This is a genomic window from Nostoc sp., from assembly GCF_036917275.1.
In the GTDB taxonomy this organism is placed as follows: domain Bacteria; phylum Cyanobacteriota; class Cyanobacteriia; order Cyanobacteriales; family Nostocaceae; genus Nostoc.
The window spans coordinates 25566-39698 of record NZ_JBALDF010000004.1; the positions used below are offsets into that span (position 1 = coordinate 25566).

21 protein-coding genes and 1 pseudogene are annotated in these 14133 nt (G+C 41.1%); 13 read left to right on the forward strand and 9 right to left on the reverse strand.

Annotated elements, in window-relative coordinates; genetic code table 11:
* Positions 1–170: 170 nt before the first annotated feature.
* The gene (locus V7K35_RS01180) at positions 171–728 is read right to left on the reverse strand and encodes a zinc ribbon domain-containing protein (protein WP_335075679.1); all 558 of its coding nucleotides are present in this window, start codon (positions 726–728) and stop codon (positions 171–173) included.
* Positions 725–901, reverse strand: a pseudogene (locus V7K35_RS01185) (Tn3 family transposase); the annotation flags it as partial. The gene V7K35_RS01180 and the pseudogene V7K35_RS01185, both read right to left, overlap by 4 nt.
* Before the next feature lie 232 nt (positions 902–1133).
* On the opposite strand from V7K35_RS01185, the gene V7K35_RS01190 reads away from it, so the two are divergent.
* Together V7K35_RS01190 and V7K35_RS01195 are read left to right on the forward strand one after the other, a co-directional pair.
* Positions 1134–1310, forward strand: coding sequence for a hypothetical protein (locus V7K35_RS01190; RefSeq protein WP_335075681.1), 177 nt, complete (start codon positions 1134–1136; stop codon positions 1308–1310).
* Between the two features lie 203 nt (positions 1311–1513).
* The gene (locus V7K35_RS01195) at positions 1514–2083 is read left to right on the forward strand and encodes a hypothetical protein (protein ID WP_335075683.1); all 570 of its coding nucleotides are present in this window, start codon (positions 1514–1516) and stop codon (positions 2081–2083) included.
* A gap of 107 nt (positions 2084–2190) precedes the next feature.
* On the opposite strand, the gene V7K35_RS01200 is transcribed toward V7K35_RS01195, so the two are convergent.
* On the reverse strand, positions 2191–2337 hold the full coding sequence (locus V7K35_RS01200) for a hypothetical protein (protein WP_335075685.1): 147 nt from the start codon (positions 2335–2337) through the stop codon (positions 2191–2193).
* Positions 2338–2643: 306 nt separating this feature from the next.
* Here V7K35_RS01200 and V7K35_RS01205 point away from each other — a divergent pair, with 306 nt between their 5' ends.
* The 3 genes from V7K35_RS01205 to V7K35_RS01215 all read left to right on the forward strand — a co-directional run bounded on the left by V7K35_RS01205 (position 2644) and on the right by V7K35_RS01215 (position 4636).
* Positions 2644–3066: a hypothetical protein gene (locus tag V7K35_RS01205; RefSeq protein WP_335075687.1), complete on the forward strand. Its 423-nt coding sequence runs from the start codon at positions 2644–2646 to the stop codon at positions 3064–3066.
* A gap of 62 nt (positions 3067–3128) precedes the next feature.
* Entirely contained in the window at positions 3129–3902 is a 774-nt protein-coding gene (locus V7K35_RS01210; protein ID WP_335075690.1) for an AIM24 family protein, read from the forward strand.
* Between the two features lie 239 nt (positions 3903–4141).
* Positions 4142–4636, forward strand: coding sequence for a hypothetical protein (locus tag V7K35_RS01215; RefSeq protein ID WP_335075692.1), 495 nt, complete (start codon positions 4142–4144; stop codon positions 4634–4636).
* Between the two features lie 42 nt (positions 4637–4678).
* Here the strand turns inward: V7K35_RS01215 and V7K35_RS01220 are convergent, their stop codons facing one another.
* Positions 4679–5056: a hypothetical protein gene (locus V7K35_RS01220; protein ID WP_335075694.1), complete on the reverse strand. Its 378-nt coding sequence runs from the start codon at positions 5054–5056 to the stop codon at positions 4679–4681.
* Between the two features lie 290 nt (positions 5057–5346).
* Between V7K35_RS01220 and V7K35_RS01225 the strand changes: the two genes are divergently transcribed.
* The gene (locus tag V7K35_RS01225) at positions 5347–5997 is read left to right on the forward strand and encodes a hypothetical protein (protein WP_335075696.1); all 651 of its coding nucleotides are present in this window, start codon (positions 5347–5349) and stop codon (positions 5995–5997) included.
* 30 nt (positions 5998–6027) lie between these two features.
* Here V7K35_RS01225 and V7K35_RS01230 read toward each other — a convergent pair whose 3' ends face one another.
* From V7K35_RS01230 to V7K35_RS01240, 3 genes are read right to left on the reverse strand one after another with little or no spacing between them, the layout of a single operon-like run.
* On the reverse strand, positions 6028–6150 hold the full coding sequence (locus V7K35_RS01230) for a hypothetical protein (RefSeq protein WP_335075697.1): 123 nt from the start codon (positions 6148–6150) through the stop codon (positions 6028–6030).
* Positions 6147–6359, reverse strand: coding sequence for a hypothetical protein (locus tag V7K35_RS01235; protein ID WP_335075699.1), 213 nt, complete (start codon positions 6357–6359; stop codon positions 6147–6149). The genes V7K35_RS01230 and V7K35_RS01235 overlap by 4 nt, the downstream gene beginning before the upstream one ends.
* Positions 6360–6378: 19 nt before the next feature.
* Positions 6379–6501 (reverse strand): hypothetical protein, encoded by a 123-nt coding sequence (locus V7K35_RS01240; protein ID WP_335075701.1) that lies wholly within the window; start codon positions 6499–6501, stop codon positions 6379–6381.
* Positions 6502–6660: 159 nt separating this feature from the next.
* On the opposite strand from V7K35_RS01240, the gene V7K35_RS01245 reads away from it, so the two are divergent.
* Positions 6661–7149, forward strand: coding sequence for a hypothetical protein (locus V7K35_RS01245; protein WP_335075703.1), 489 nt, complete (start codon positions 6661–6663; stop codon positions 7147–7149).
* Between the two features lie 305 nt (positions 7150–7454).
* Here V7K35_RS01245 and V7K35_RS01250 read toward each other — a convergent pair whose 3' ends face one another.
* Positions 7455–9002 (reverse strand): FAD-binding domain-containing protein, encoded by a 1548-nt coding sequence (locus tag V7K35_RS01250; protein WP_335075705.1) that lies wholly within the window; start codon positions 9000–9002, stop codon positions 7455–7457.
* Between the two features lie 67 nt (positions 9003–9069).
* Between V7K35_RS01250 and V7K35_RS01255 the strand changes: the two genes are divergently transcribed.
* The 5 genes from V7K35_RS01255 (at position 9070) to V7K35_RS01275 (ending at position 11813) form a co-directional block, all read left to right on the forward strand.
* Entirely contained in the window at positions 9070–9261 is a 192-nt protein-coding gene (locus V7K35_RS01255) for a hypothetical protein (RefSeq protein ID WP_335075707.1), read from the forward strand.
* 131 nt (positions 9262–9392) lie between these two features.
* Entirely contained in the window at positions 9393–9947 is a 555-nt protein-coding gene (locus V7K35_RS01260) for a hemerythrin HHE cation-binding protein (protein ID WP_335075709.1), read from the forward strand.
* Between the two features lie 76 nt (positions 9948–10023).
* Positions 10024–10149, forward strand: a complete 126-nt coding sequence (locus tag V7K35_RS01265) for a hypothetical protein (RefSeq protein WP_335075711.1) — start codon at positions 10024–10026, stop codon at positions 10147–10149.
* 368 nt (positions 10150–10517) lie between these two features.
* A complete protein-coding gene (locus V7K35_RS01270; protein ID WP_335075713.1) occupies positions 10518–10766 on the forward strand; it encodes a helix-turn-helix domain-containing protein in 249 nt (82 codons plus the stop codon).
* A 207-nt stretch (positions 10767–10973) separates the two neighbouring features.
* Entirely contained in the window at positions 10974–11813 is an 840-nt protein-coding gene (locus tag V7K35_RS01275; protein ID WP_335075714.1) for a toll/interleukin-1 receptor domain-containing protein, read from the forward strand.
* A gap of 233 nt (positions 11814–12046) precedes the next feature.
* On the opposite strand, the gene V7K35_RS01280 is transcribed toward V7K35_RS01275, so the two are convergent.
* Positions 12047–12781 (reverse strand): nuclease-related domain-containing protein, encoded by a 735-nt coding sequence (locus tag V7K35_RS01280; RefSeq protein ID WP_335075716.1) that lies wholly within the window; start codon positions 12779–12781, stop codon positions 12047–12049.
* 147 nt (positions 12782–12928) lie between these two features.
* On the opposite strand from V7K35_RS01280, the gene V7K35_RS01285 reads away from it, so the two are divergent.
* Complete coding sequence (locus tag V7K35_RS01285; RefSeq protein ID WP_335075718.1) at positions 12929–14116, forward strand: DUF2252 domain-containing protein; 1188 nt, start codon at positions 12929–12931, stop codon at positions 14114–14116.
* Positions 14117–14133: the final 17 nt, after the last annotated feature.

Consider the following 14133-nt stretch of genomic DNA (forward strand, 5'->3'; position numbering starts at 1 on the left):
ATTTTTAAATACGGTGACTGTGGGTGCTATAGAGGATATTTGCCTACCTGAATAATCTCCTCAACAGTCTTGTCCTCAAGGTGCTTAGACTCAAAGAAATTAGTTTCCTCTTCAATCTGGCGTTGTAGTTCTGCTTTAAGTTCCTCTGCACCAGGGTTAAATCCAGGAAACTACTCTAAAAAAGCGAGTTGTGCTTCTAGCTCTTGCAAACGCTCAGTTTTGAAAGGAACCAGATCAGTTATCTTGTTATTATCCTGGCTAAGATGATGAGATTTCTCCAGTAATGCTGTAATCAGTGCTTCCTCAATGTCAGGTTGTTTAACATTTTTGGAATTATTGCAACCAACCCCAGAATGCCGACAGGCATAATACCTATACTGCTTAGATGCGGTGTAAACTCCCTTGTAAATACACCGAGAACCACACTCCCCACAGTAAACTAAACCAATTTGATAGGCATAAGGACGATATTCTTCTTGACGGTGCTTAGTTCCAAATGCCCCAGCGCCCATTTTAATATTTGCTGCAATGATTCGCTGAATTTCTTCTTCAGTTGGCATATCAGGTAATAAGTCTGTTGAGGTTTTGGGGGATTGAATCTCTAACTCAGTTCGCAAGTAGCGAAAAACGCTTTTTAAATAAGTGTAATCGGGATGTTCGCCACGGAGATATTTAGCTAATTCATCTGCTTTCTTTTTAGCTGGAGTCCGTTGAAGATTCACATTCACGCAATTACCTCCACGGGAAACTCAATCAGTAATCGTTCATCTAGGTCTAGCCTCCAAGTGCCATAGGGATTAACATGGCTATAAATGAGAGGTGTTAACGCCCGAAAGTCTTCTGTTTTCATTCGAGACATCCAAGTAGGTTCAGATAAAACCTGTTGAATCATCAAAGTATGCGTCGATAGTGGTTACTGTAAGAAGAACGCATGAATGTGTAGACCTTTTGGCGATAAGCAGTGCCTGTAGACTTAAATTCTTTAACTAGGTCAATTAATGTTTGCTTCCCTGCCACTGGATAAATTCTTGAAGCGTTGGAATGTATCATCAACACGCTCTTTTATGGATGTTGATTCTGTTTGAGATGACGAATTTGATTGAGCAGTAGACTCAATTTCTTGAATTTTACGCTTGATTTCGCTCAGTGAGAGATTTAAGACTTTCGCATCTTCTAAGAGTTGTTTTCGTTTTTCCTCATCTTTGACTCGTGCGATCGCTCCACCATTTTTCTTAGAGGATGATGAGCGATCGCATCACACCCCTGACTTACTCGTAGTTTCTAAGTCTGCGGACATCCCAAGGCAATGAGCGTTGGCTTTGACGCAGGATAGATTGATTAATTCCATCACTAAATTGCCGGGAGTGCGATCGCCATCATGAACTGTAAAGTATGTCGAATTATTAACAATAATTGCAATATCTGGCAAATACTCGTATGTTTGCTAGTTCAGCAACATTACTTAGTACAGCGCTGACCCAACGGCATCTAACACATCTAGCATTGGCGAGTTATGTCAATTCGTAAAACTTTCACCATCCTAGCAGTTTGCACTTTATCAACACTAACCATTTTTCCGCATCCGGTAATAGCTCAATCAAAAGACTCGACTTTTTTTCAACAAGGTTATAATCGCAAATTCGTCGTCGGGACATATATTTTGTCTACCTTCCTCAATGGCAAATTTGTGGGACGTAGAGTGATTACACTGACTCAAGACGGTAGCTTTTTCACCATCGACTCAAACCAAGGTGGCACTAAGGGTGTGCCTGCCGCTGCTCAGTCCTTCCCCAACAATCGTTTCACTGATGGACAAGGTGTCTGGAAGTTTAACAAATCAGGAGAAATTACCGCTACCGCATTGAACTTCAATTTCCCCGCTCCAGAAAGCACAGCCTCTGTCACTGCTGCTAGAGCCGATTATCGTTTCAGATTTAATCGAACGACTCAGACAGTGGAAGGAACATTTGAAATTCGTACCTTCGATTTAACTAAAAATCCTTTAGATAAAAATGTGCCTGTGGGTAAAGGTGAACCGTTTACATTCTCCTTCACAGGGCAGCGCGTCACTGTTAGTGATTAGTCACTCAGTCTCAAACTAGATTAGTAATATTTATGACGAGAGCTTTTAACAGTAAAAGCAGAGTTTTTCCATTTTTAAGCCCACAACCATTTTCACTCTTAGGGAAATCAGCAATGGTGCAGGTGCGTCACCGATAGCGTCCCTTGCGCCTCTGGTAGAGTTGCTCTCAACTCTACCAGAGGCTGCGCCAACGAGTCTTCTCCCTCTAACAGGTCTTCTCCCTCTAACAGGTTTTCACATTGGAATAGACTCAATTATCGGTTTAGTTCCAGGGGAAGAGTGATTTAATCAGTACAACGTTTTCAGCTACCAACAACAGTGGTGCAGGTTTACTGGAGTGCGATGGCGTACCCGCCCTTACATGTGGCGATGCCAACGTATGTAAACTACGCCTGATTGTGATGGATTTCCTCGCTGTTATCAGCATTTACAAGCGACCTAACAGTGTGTCGAGAAGAGAGGAAACATCAGCGAAATATCAGCGTCATAAGTAATTGATTATACATTATATAATAGAGCTATTATTTTTACATTATTTGTTAGGAACTGAAAAAGGTTGTATGAAACTAGTTAAAAAATTTTTAGCAATATGTTTTTTATTATTTGGCATTCCGTTTTCTGCTGTGATGATTCTAGAAATTATGAATCCCCAAACTCCTGCTCAAGAAAAAGAAAATGATGTAGCGGCTTTAACTATTCTTACTATTCCGTCAACCATTCTAGGAGGCTGGTTGAGTTGGTCTTTAGTGCAGCAGAATCGAAAGGAAAAAGCATTACTTCTGGAATCAGAACAAAAGCGGATTCAGTTAGTGTTTTTAAAATTAATTGAGCAAAATGTTGGCAGAATAACGGTATTCCAACTGGCGAAAAATGCTGACATATCAACCCAGTTAGCTAAACAATATTTAGATGAGAAAGCCAAGGAACTTAATGCTGATTTTGAAGTAAATGAAGAGGGAAATGTTTTGTATCATTTCTCTTGACACACTTTTATTGGAGTTTGGGAGAAAATGATTTATAAAACAACCATCTCAAAGTAAAGACTATGCCAGACTTCAGTAGTGAACCGATACCTGAATTAAAAAATCCGAAAGATTTATTTCATTCTGGTGACTTGACCTTGAGAATCGAAGGAGAAATAGTTCCTGTAGTAGATGTCCATCTGGGACAACAGCAATCGATTTACTTTGAACATCATATTTTACTGTGGAAACATCCGAATGTTCGTCTTGGTGTCAAAGGCTTGAAAGGGGCAGCCAAGCGTTTCTTTGCCGGACTGCAAATTTTTGTCAGTGAAGCACATGGGCCGGGGAATATAGCTTTCTCTCGTGAGGCTCCAGGACAGATTGTGGTGCTGCAATTAGAGCGTGGACAGACAGTGGACGTGCGCGAACATCAGTTTTTACTCGCTACGAGTAATATTGAGTACAGTTTCTTTTTTCAGCGAGGACTGGCGAACCTTTTTTTCAGCCGCAGTGGCGGCTTATTCATTGATCGCTTCATTGGTCAGCAACAGGGAGGGCTGCTTCTAATCCACGGTTACGGTAATGTCTTTGAAAAGTACCTTGCGACTGGGGAAGTACTGGATGTTGAGCCAGGAGCATGGTTATGGAAAGACTCATCAGTGAAGATGGAGACAGTAACGGCGCTGCAATCTAGTGGCGGCATCTTCGGAGTAATTGGAGTAATGCTTGGCGGTATCTCATTCACTCTCAACCGTTTTATTGGGCCTGGTCGTTTAGGGTTACAGTCTATGACTTACCACCCACCAGCACCAGAGGGAGCAGCCCAAATCGGTGGCAGCAGTAATTTGAGTTAAAGTGGCAGAGAATTGCACACTTGAGGAGCGATCGCTCCTCAAGTGTGCAACTTTGACTCTAAGAATTATGAGGGCGATCAACCTGGGCGTGGGCGGTTACGCCATCGCTTGGGTTGAAAATCGGTATCACTGCTCATTTCACCCCGCAAGCTGCATACGCCTACCGAGCAAACCCTGTCCTTTAGTGTCCGTTGCAGTTAATCTTGATTGGACACACTAATTCACGCTCGGAGAATTGAATGCGCTTTGGTTTTTTTACTTTATGTGTTCTGGCACTAGCAACAACTTCTGTCCACGCCGCTCAGTCTCCCAAGATCCCAGCACTGGTGATGACCAGCCCGGATTCAGCTGAAGCCAACTACGAAGATAAATGCAGCAACGGCGGCAACCAAGACCTGTTTAATCGCGATAAGTATCTTTTACTTATGCTTGCTGATAAAAAATCAAAGCTTTCTCAACTGAAAGTAGCTCTCCTCAATGAAATTAAACAAAGTGGTGATGAGCCACGAGGTGAGGGTGTCCATATTGGTGAATGGAATCAAACCTTTCATGACCGAAGTGGTTGTGGCACAAGCACTAACAGTTACTCAGCATTTGTTGTCACCGTGACTGGTGGAAATGCAAACCATACGGTCGTGAAATACCTGGTCACGATTGATGACGACGATAACGCAGGTAAAAGAACCCTCAAGATCCGCGACATCCGCCCAATTAACCTACTATTTGATAACTGACCAATGTATCATCCCAAAAGCTGAAGCTGCTGCCAACTTGCCCTACACAGTATCATCCATCCAACCACATTCCGGGCAATCCCAATGCACCCTTGAGGTGTAGTCGCGGTCAAACTCATGCTGGCACTGAGGACACTTACCAGTAAACATAGGATAGGTATTTAGCAGTTCTAGCTGTTGCTGTTGCGTTCGCCGCTGCTGTAGTTGTAGTATTAATTCACCATTGTAATAACTAGCCCCTTCTGGTTGCCATTGCTCTTGGTTTGGGTCACTGGTGTAGGAATTTTCATAAGTTTCCCCAATCCTCAAAAAATCTACGAACTGCTTGCTTTCTAGTTCGGGGTCGGGGCGAAAGTCAAGGCAAGCGTCACTAGCTGGGCCATCAGGATGGCACAGACAATGCGGTTGGCAATTGGTCAATATCTCCTACCAACAGGAGTTGAGCATTTTCACTCTCAAGAATTTTAGTGATAACAAGTTTTGTTCACCTGCGTGTGTTGGAAGCGATGCCACTTCGGCGCTTAAGTTACTAATCAATACAGTCAGAACTCAAATATTGTGAACCTGACTGAGCAAAAACATCTAAAGATATATCAAGCGGATCAACAATTTTTTCATTGCCGCCGCAATTTAATGTAGTGTATGCTGTTTTCGGGAAGCAAAAAGGTAATATTTTCTACCTAAAAATTAACTTGAAGATGAAGTAACTAATGCTGCGTTCAAAAAGTGTGTGGCTTGTTCCGGTAGTGCTTTCATTAGCAAGTTTCGCTTTAGATACTACAAAAGCGATTGCACAAACTAATTATGAATTTGAAGCTGTTTACAATTTAGAAGTTAGCTTGAGGGAGATTGCGCCGAACATCTCGGTGGTAACGGTCGTTGGTAATAATCTTAATGCTCCCTACGGTTTGACTCAACTATCAAGCATGAGCTATTCTCGGCTCGATCCTAATACTGGTATATCTACAGCTAGCCCAGATGCAGTAACGTTTGGTTTAGAAGGTTTACCACCGCTCATTGACAGGTTTTTTAGCAAAGACAGTGATGATAGTTTGATTGGTAGCAGTACCGCCACTGCTACAAGTGACCTCGAAAACCTGACAGCATCCGCTTTTGGTATTCTGACCATTACTGGTGGTACAGGTAGATTTAACGGTGCTATCGGTACACTCACCCTTACCGATAATTACACCATTAGTCCAGACCCAACTGTTCCTTTGGTAGGTCAGGCTTTAGTTAGCGGCTCCTTCCAGATACCCACTTCAGTACCGGAATCGGGAAATTCCTTATCGCTGGTGGGCATTAGTGCAATTGGTGCTGCTTTCCTGCTACGCCGACATCATCGCCAAGCCAATATGTAGAGTCAGAGTTAATCAATAACGCTATAGCAATCAGCTACGCTCTTGCGTCACGCCATCGCCTAATGAGCATTCAAGCGTTCGCATGATTGCGTCTTGTAGAGAGGAAACTTGAGCGATCGCTCCCACTTGGGCAAGAACTGAAAACCTTATCACTCTCCATCCTTAAGCTCTAACTGATAAATCCGCATTGATGGATGTTCGTTCATCATCCGCCAGCAGTACCCAGTAGGCGGCGGCGACACCCTACCACCGCAACGGTACAAAAAAATTGGCTCACCAGAACGCACAACTTTTTTAACTTTTTGCTCTAGGCTGGAGTCTGGGTTATCGCTGTCGTACCAAATAATCTGCGCTTTTCCCAAGTAACCCGCATTTAGCAGACTAGCTCTCCAACCATTCCATCAGTGATTGAATTTGCTCTGGCTCAACATGAGAGTTTAGTTGCCCATAGCTTTCAATAGTTGGCTGGGCTGGTTTGGGTTTGAGGAAGTTTAAGAATTTCATGAGGGTGAGAAACGCAACTCTATTCAGGGTTCCCATTTAATGAGGCGATGCCAACGTATGTAAACTACGCACCTCACACAGTATCATCCCAAAAGTTGATCTGATTGACACTCTATTAAAGATTTAATTGTAATAAGATTACTTATAAAAAGCGAAATTATGATTAAAATTGTCTGTAAAAATGTGATTTTGGGATTTTTGGCTGTACTAATTACCATACTTGTTTCAGGTACAATCCAGACTTGGGCAGCAAACCCCAATTTAGATGGCAACTCACACCCCACACGACTCACAGTGAATGAATGTATTGCAGATGTAAAAGAAATCACAGATTGGGACGAGAAAAAAGTATTGGACGCAGCTCGTAAGATTTGTGAAAGCCGCCAGTCACACGCCAAACAAAAGGCGCGGTTTTTAGCATCTTTGAAGAAACTACGAGAGCAAAATTATAGAAGATTTGACGAACATTTACCCACAGCTATTGAAGATTCATGGACAATTGTGAAAAGTTGCATTGATTTCAAAGAGGGATTTACATCTCCCCACAATGTAGCTGTGTTGTCAGTACCAGAGAATGTTCGTAGCAGTTGTTACTCGTTAGGTGCTTCTTTGGTAGAATCCGCCCCTTTAATCAAACGCAGTGAGTAGACGATAATGTTTTTCCTCCTATCTGCTTTCTGGGCGATCGCTGGAAAGGCAATTTTTCCTCGCTTGATTTTCTTTGGTTAGCTATGATACTTGCTTAATGGGGGTGCGATGGCGTACCCGCCCACTTATGTGTGATGCCAACGTATGTAAACTACGCTCCAGAAAGTGTGCAACTTTTCCTCTAAGAATCCTCTAAGAATTTTATGGGGCGATCGCCACATGTAAGGGCGGATACGCCATCGGACTGTGAGATTTTTATACAAAGATGGAGAGCGTGATTAGCAGTATTAAAACCTGCTATTGGTTTACTCTAGTTCTGCCTCTAATTTCTTGAATTCTTTGTACTCCCTATCTTTATGTTGCCAGTATTTATTTACTGTTTCTTTAGCTGCAACTGCACTTTCATATTCTGTTCCACCATCGAGAGTTAATCTTTCTCTTACTTTTTTCCGAAGGTCAGAGATGATTTTACCATTAACTTTGCGGGTTTTAGCCCAATCTAAAATAGTTTGTGGATAAGAACTATTGCCAATATATTTACCTTGAATAATTTCTGGTAGACTGTAAGCTTTTAGTTCGCTTACCCAATAGTAAATAAATTTGAGGTCTGGGTCTTTTTCGGGAATATTCTTATTTGGGTTATATATGCGAAAAGTATCACTTAAAGGATTAGTAACACCAGCTTGCATTTGCCACTGCCAATTATCAATTGCTAAATCTCCATCTACTAAATAGTTCATATAATGTCTAGCGCCATGATGCCAGGAAATACCACAATTAATAGTTAAAAATGTGGCACACATTGCCCTCATGCGAAAGTTCATCCAACCCATAGTTTTTAGTTGTCGCATACTGGCATCTACCAGGGGAAAGCCTGTCATTCCCTCCTGCCAAGCATGAAACAGTTCTTGTTTTTCTGGTGGTAGCTCCAGGGGTGTATACCATTCATCAAATTCCGGGTAGCGGTTTTTATAAGCTATTTCTGGATAAAAATAAAGGCGTTGTGTAAAACTATCGTGCCAGCGTAGACGGTCACGAAATGCTTTGAGGGAGAATTCTGCCTTGGGTTGAGTTTTTAATTCTTCTGCTCTAGCTTTAGTACTTTGGTAAACAGTGCGAGTTGAAATAGTCCCAAAAGTTAGATGTGGTGATAGATGAGATGTTGCTCCAAGCTGTGAGAGCATTGGGCGAGAAAGTTTCCAATGGTATCCGTAATATCTTTTTTTGAGAAATGAGTCCAGTTTGGATTTTGCTTGTGTCTCACCCCCTGGAAAGTAAACTTGATCGACTGCCCAAAAACTGTGATACTTCTGTTTAAGTTCTTCAAACGTTAGTTGTGGTAAATTGAGAGTCAGTTGCGGTGTGTTAATAGTTTGAGGGATTGGATATTGAGGTTGTCTTTGATAGGTATAGTACTCATTAAACCACTGATCACGTTGCTCTGCGGATTGTAGAAAGTTGTTTAGTCCAATGTGATAATCAAGGTTTAACTGTTCGTAAAAATCAACTATACTTTTATCCCGGTTGATACCATACTCTACCTGCACATCACGGTTAAAGAAAAGCTTCGGGTTATATCCATGCTCGATTAACTGCTTTGTTAAGCCTTGCACTATGTCTATAGAATTACCTTCAAATAAGTATAATTGACTGCCTAACTTTTGGAGATTAGAGTTAAGGTTTTCCAAAGACTCAAATAAGAACCTAACTCTGGCAGTTCCAACATCAGTCCAGGTATAAAACCAAGGGTCAATAATGAAGAATGGTTTTACTGCTGCACCGTTAGCAGTTGCTAATGTGACAATTTCGTTATCAGTTAAACGTAAGTCTCGGCGAAACCACAGAAGGTGCATAACTCAATTTTCTATATCAACTTAATAATACAATCGTACTATCTAATTTGAATGTGGAACTAAAACTATGACCTACGCCTACAGCATGGATGACGCGGTGCAAGTAGCTAATCAGGCGGCTACTGATATTGAGGCGTGGTTATGGGGATGCGCGATGGCACGGAGTGCCCACCAAGGGCTATCGCCTGACTATTCATTCATGAAATGTAATCTCCATCTGGCAAGGATTTCCGCTTTGATTCGTGCCATTCAGCGTTGATAGCCTGCTACGACGAACTTGATATAAATCTTTCTGAAGAGGGACAGACTTACTTCAACCTCACGAGAATATGGAAAAAGTGAGGAGAGCTTCTCATAACCGATAAAACCTGTAGTCTGGAGTTAATAATAATGGCTGATGTGACAAATATAGCGACTAAGCTTGCCGATCTAAAGCTTTTTCAGAATGTTCTCTTGGAAAGTGAGCAAAAGTTAATAGAACAGACGGACGACAATACGATTTGCGAGCGGCTCGAAAAAATGATCAGCACCGATCGCGAAAATCTCGGCATCATCGAAGCAGTTGTTTCTAAATACGACAATGCAGCAGAACCTCGCGACATTACTACTCAACATGCCCAGAAGGTAAGCCAAATGATGAGCGGCTCCGAGCTAACTCTGTATGACAAGTACTTACAGCTTGAGTTGCTAAAGCATCAACAGACAATGACCGGGCTGGTTCTACACAAGGTTGCCCAGTCCTTGAATGATGATCTTCAAAATTTGATGGAACCGCTCAACCGAGTTAATTTTGAAAATCGCGCTCACCAAGAGATTCTTAAAGGTGTTCTTTACTTCGTCGGAACGCGAGAGATAGCCGGTAAGGAACCTGACATGGGTATCTGGGCTAGCATTGAACAGGGAATTGCAGCCCTTAAGGGTGCTGTAAGCAGCGCGGTAAGTTAGCAATGAGTGGCAGAGGGCGCGTCATTCATGGGAGCGTAATAGATTCAGATAATTTATGCTACATTGAAGCATACTTTTGTCTTTCGTAATAATTAATCTCACTTCAAATGACCACTACACCTATGAATGGTCATTACCCCATGTGGGGCGACTCGTACCGATTACAAGGCGTGATGCTGGAAGTAAGGATGCGATCGCCTGACCGCAATCGCTTGTATAAGTTCTCTTGCCAAACAGCGTAATCTAGCAAAAACCGTAGCCATCGCTTGTCTTTCGCCACCGCTTATAGTGCATTTGTATCAATAAAACTGCTTAGAGAAAGCCACAGTCCCCGCCGATTAAGTGCGGGGATTTTGTTTTGTTGGTAAGGGTGATGGGGTGCGATCCGCGCAGCTTAACGAAGTTATTGCATTCTATGCATTTTCAGTTGAACAAAAGCGCGTTGAATCTTGTGGAGCCAAAAAATTTTCCGAGTATTTGCGGAGAGCGCACCAGCCTTGGTGTAGTTAAAATGTGTCAAATGATATATCAAGTGTTACATCAAGTTTGTTATTTGAGTTCAGAAGCTAGATGACCACAAAAAAGCCCCTAGTCATCAACCAGCCAGAAGTTGGCAAGCTCATTCGTGAACTCAGGCTTTTGACTGGACTAACGCAAGAACAGTTTGCAGCTACTTTAGGTGTCACTTACCCAACAATTAACCGTTGGGAGAATGGACGTGCTAAACCATCACCTTTGGCAATGGAAAAGATTGAGGCGCAGATGCACGAGATGGGCGATCGCGGTAAGGATTTGTTGGAAAAGTATTTGACTAATTAACCAATATTTTCTGCAATCTTTGGTGCTAGAAGTAGTAGTTTAAAAGAGGAAATTATCAATTACACTAAATTTTACCAATGTAATAGCCAAAATTGCATCTGTTGATTTCTTTAAAAGAAATAGTAGTACAGGCAATATAGATACTGGTACTTTTTATTGGGAAACCAACATTGCTTAAATTGTAGAGAAAAGACTTAGCTAATTGTGATGAAAGTATACGAATACGAGTTTGCGTTTTCTTTTGCAGGTGAAGACCGAAAGTACGTTGATGCAGTTGCAAATAACCTCAAAAATTCTAATATTAAAGTTTTTTATGATGTATTTGAGCAGGTTAATTTTTGGGGTAAGGACTTGTACACTCACCTGGATGATGTTTACTGTAATAAAGCACGTTTTTGTGTTATGTTCATTTCGCAATATTATCGAAAGAAGAATTGGACTAATCATGAGCGTGAAAGCGCTCAAGCTCGTGCATTTCAGAAAAATGAAGAGTATATTCTTCCAGCCCGGTTTGATAACACAAAAATTCCAGGTGTTCGCTCAACAGTTGCTTATATCAATTTACAAGAATTGCCACCACAACAATTTGCTCAGCTTCTCATAGAGAAGCTTCAAATTGCTGATTCAGATGCTTTGGTTCTCAAGTCTACACCGAAAGGTAACCGCTCAAAACGTCCTGTCAAAGCATCTGATGTCAACAAACAGAAACCTCATCAAATGACTCTTACCCAGCGTAGTAGTGCATCAGAGAGTTCTAAAGATTCAAAACCTAAAACAAAAACTGTAAATCTCACTATTGAGGGAATTAGTCAATTATTAAATGATAGACCTGTAGTCTATAAAATTTTAACTGAAGGAGGGAAAAATAATTATACAGGAGTAGCGAAGAAAGGAGCAGTTCACACGACTATTCAAAAGCATCTACAAAATGATAAAAATTATCTGCCTGGATACAAAGTTCAAATTGAGCGGATGAATAGTATTCAAGAAGCTCAGCAGAAAGCAGATAGAATAATTATAAGAAGTCAACCTAAATATAATAAGTAAATAGAATAACTAATAAATACTTAAATAAATATTTCATTGTTGAATAATTTTTCGCTCATCCAAATTTACCACTCGTGTTGAGTACAGCACGCTTGTAAAGTGGCAGCAAAAGTACTTTAATTGATAGCAGAGCGATCGCATCTATTACCCTATAAGCCATTTTCCTCTAAGAATTTTTCTTTGGTTGATGGGAGGGCAATTCGGTTCTCGAAGTGGGGGGCGATCGCACTTACTCAACTTGTAGGATTCTGGCGTTTAACAGGTTTGGGCTTAGGAATCGGTTTATGAATTGAGGTAGTATTTGTAGTAAATGTCAAGTTTTCAACGGCTTGGGCAATTGCTTGTACTTGCATTGGTGTTAAACAATCAGGAGAACTGTTTATCATCTGTAGCAGTGCAGGAATACCTTGTAAAACTGGAACTGAGCAATCATTCGTTCCTATCCATTTAGCAATTGGAAAGACTACTGGAGCCGCAACAAACCCATCATAAAGGTTAGGTATTAATGAAGTAATCCACTGACTAAACATTTTTTGATGGTAAACACTTTGAGAAGTCGGACTATTGTCAACTACTACCCAGTTGTTACCCTCGCGTCGTTTCCATTTATCTTTGTAGGCACTAAATGACCCTTTCCAGGTTTTGACTTCTACTAAAAAAACACCACCCTCACCGATAATTAGATGGTCGATTTCTGTTAGAGAGCCTGAGTTAGTAGGGATTAAAGCATTATTAAATATCACCCATGTATCGGGGAAAGATTGCAAAAGTAGCGATACTCCCCATTCCCCCATATTGCCTTTGAATTTATTTGTGGCTTGGTTAACTTCAAACATGAATGAACCCAACCCACCCAAAAAGCCATCACCTAATGTTTCATGAATTTCTTGGTGTTTGGTAGATTTTTTGGTGTCGATTTTTTGTTGGAATGCTGCCCTAAGTGAGGGTGATTGTTGAAGAGTTCTCATACAAATTTTGGTAACATTTATCAGTAACCGCCATTTTTATAGTTCCCATTGGAAGGCGATCGCTTCCCTTGGGCGATTTGTGGCTTTACTCTGCCATCAATGGGTAATGATAAGTCACCAGACCATTCATTTCAAGAGCCAAAAATCATGACAAACAATATCATTGACAGAATTCATCGCTTTAACGAAGGACGCAACCCAAAACTACTTGAATTAAAATATAAAGCAATGCGTTCTGATATTTTTACTTTTTATCGTGGGACGTGTCATTTATTTTACGAAGACTTCCCCAAAGATTTACTACTGAATGCAGCCCCGCCAGTATGGATTTGTGGCGACTTACACCTGGAAAACTTTGGTAGTTATAAAGGTGATAATCGATTAGTTTACTTTGATATTAATGATTTTGATGAAGCATGTCTTGCTCCTTGCACTTGGGATTTGGCGAGGTTTATTACCAGTATGATAGTTGGCTCTCACTCGCTGAAGGTGAATGAATCAGAAGCATTGCATTTAAACAATTCTTTTCTTGATGCTTACAGCAATACGTTAGCTAAAGGTATTGCTAGAAGTGTAGAAAATAAAACCGCTTTGGGCTTAGTAAAAGATTTATTAAAAAGTTTAAAAACCCGCCTTCGCCAAGACTTTTTAGATAAACACACAAAGGAAAAGAAAGGTAAGCGACACTTAATTATTGATAATAAACGCATTATGGAAGCCACAGAAGCAGAACAGCAAAGGATCAGAGAACTCATCTCAACTTGGCAAAAATCTACACAAAAAGATGCGAATTTTTATCAAGTTTTAGATGTACAACTACGAATCGCTGGTACAGGTAGTTTAGGGTTAGAACGTTATGCAGTTTTGGTAGAAGGAAAAGGTTCTCCTGATGGCAATTATCTATTAGATTTGAAGTTAACAGAAACTTCCTCATTACAACCCTATTTAACACTACCTCAGCCGGATTGGTCGAGTGAATCTGCACGGGTAGTAGCTATCCAACAACGGGTGCAAGGAACGCCACCTGCTCTTTTGGGGGTGATAGTTGACGGCAATAAATCTTATGTTTTACGAGAGTTACAGCCAGAAGAAGATCGGGTGAGTCTACAGGCGTGGGATGGAAAGCTAGAACGCTTAAATAAGTTGATGCAGACAATGGGTGAAGTCACAGCGTGGGATCAATTACGCAGTGGTGGTAGACAAGGTTCTGCGATCGCAGATGATTTAATCAAGTTTGCTCACTTATCTGATTGGCGTAATCAAATTCTTGAGTATGCAATCAGCTACTCTAAGCAAGTAAAACTAGATTACCAAGAATTCTGTCAAAAATCGTGAATCTTGCCTAGTCAAGA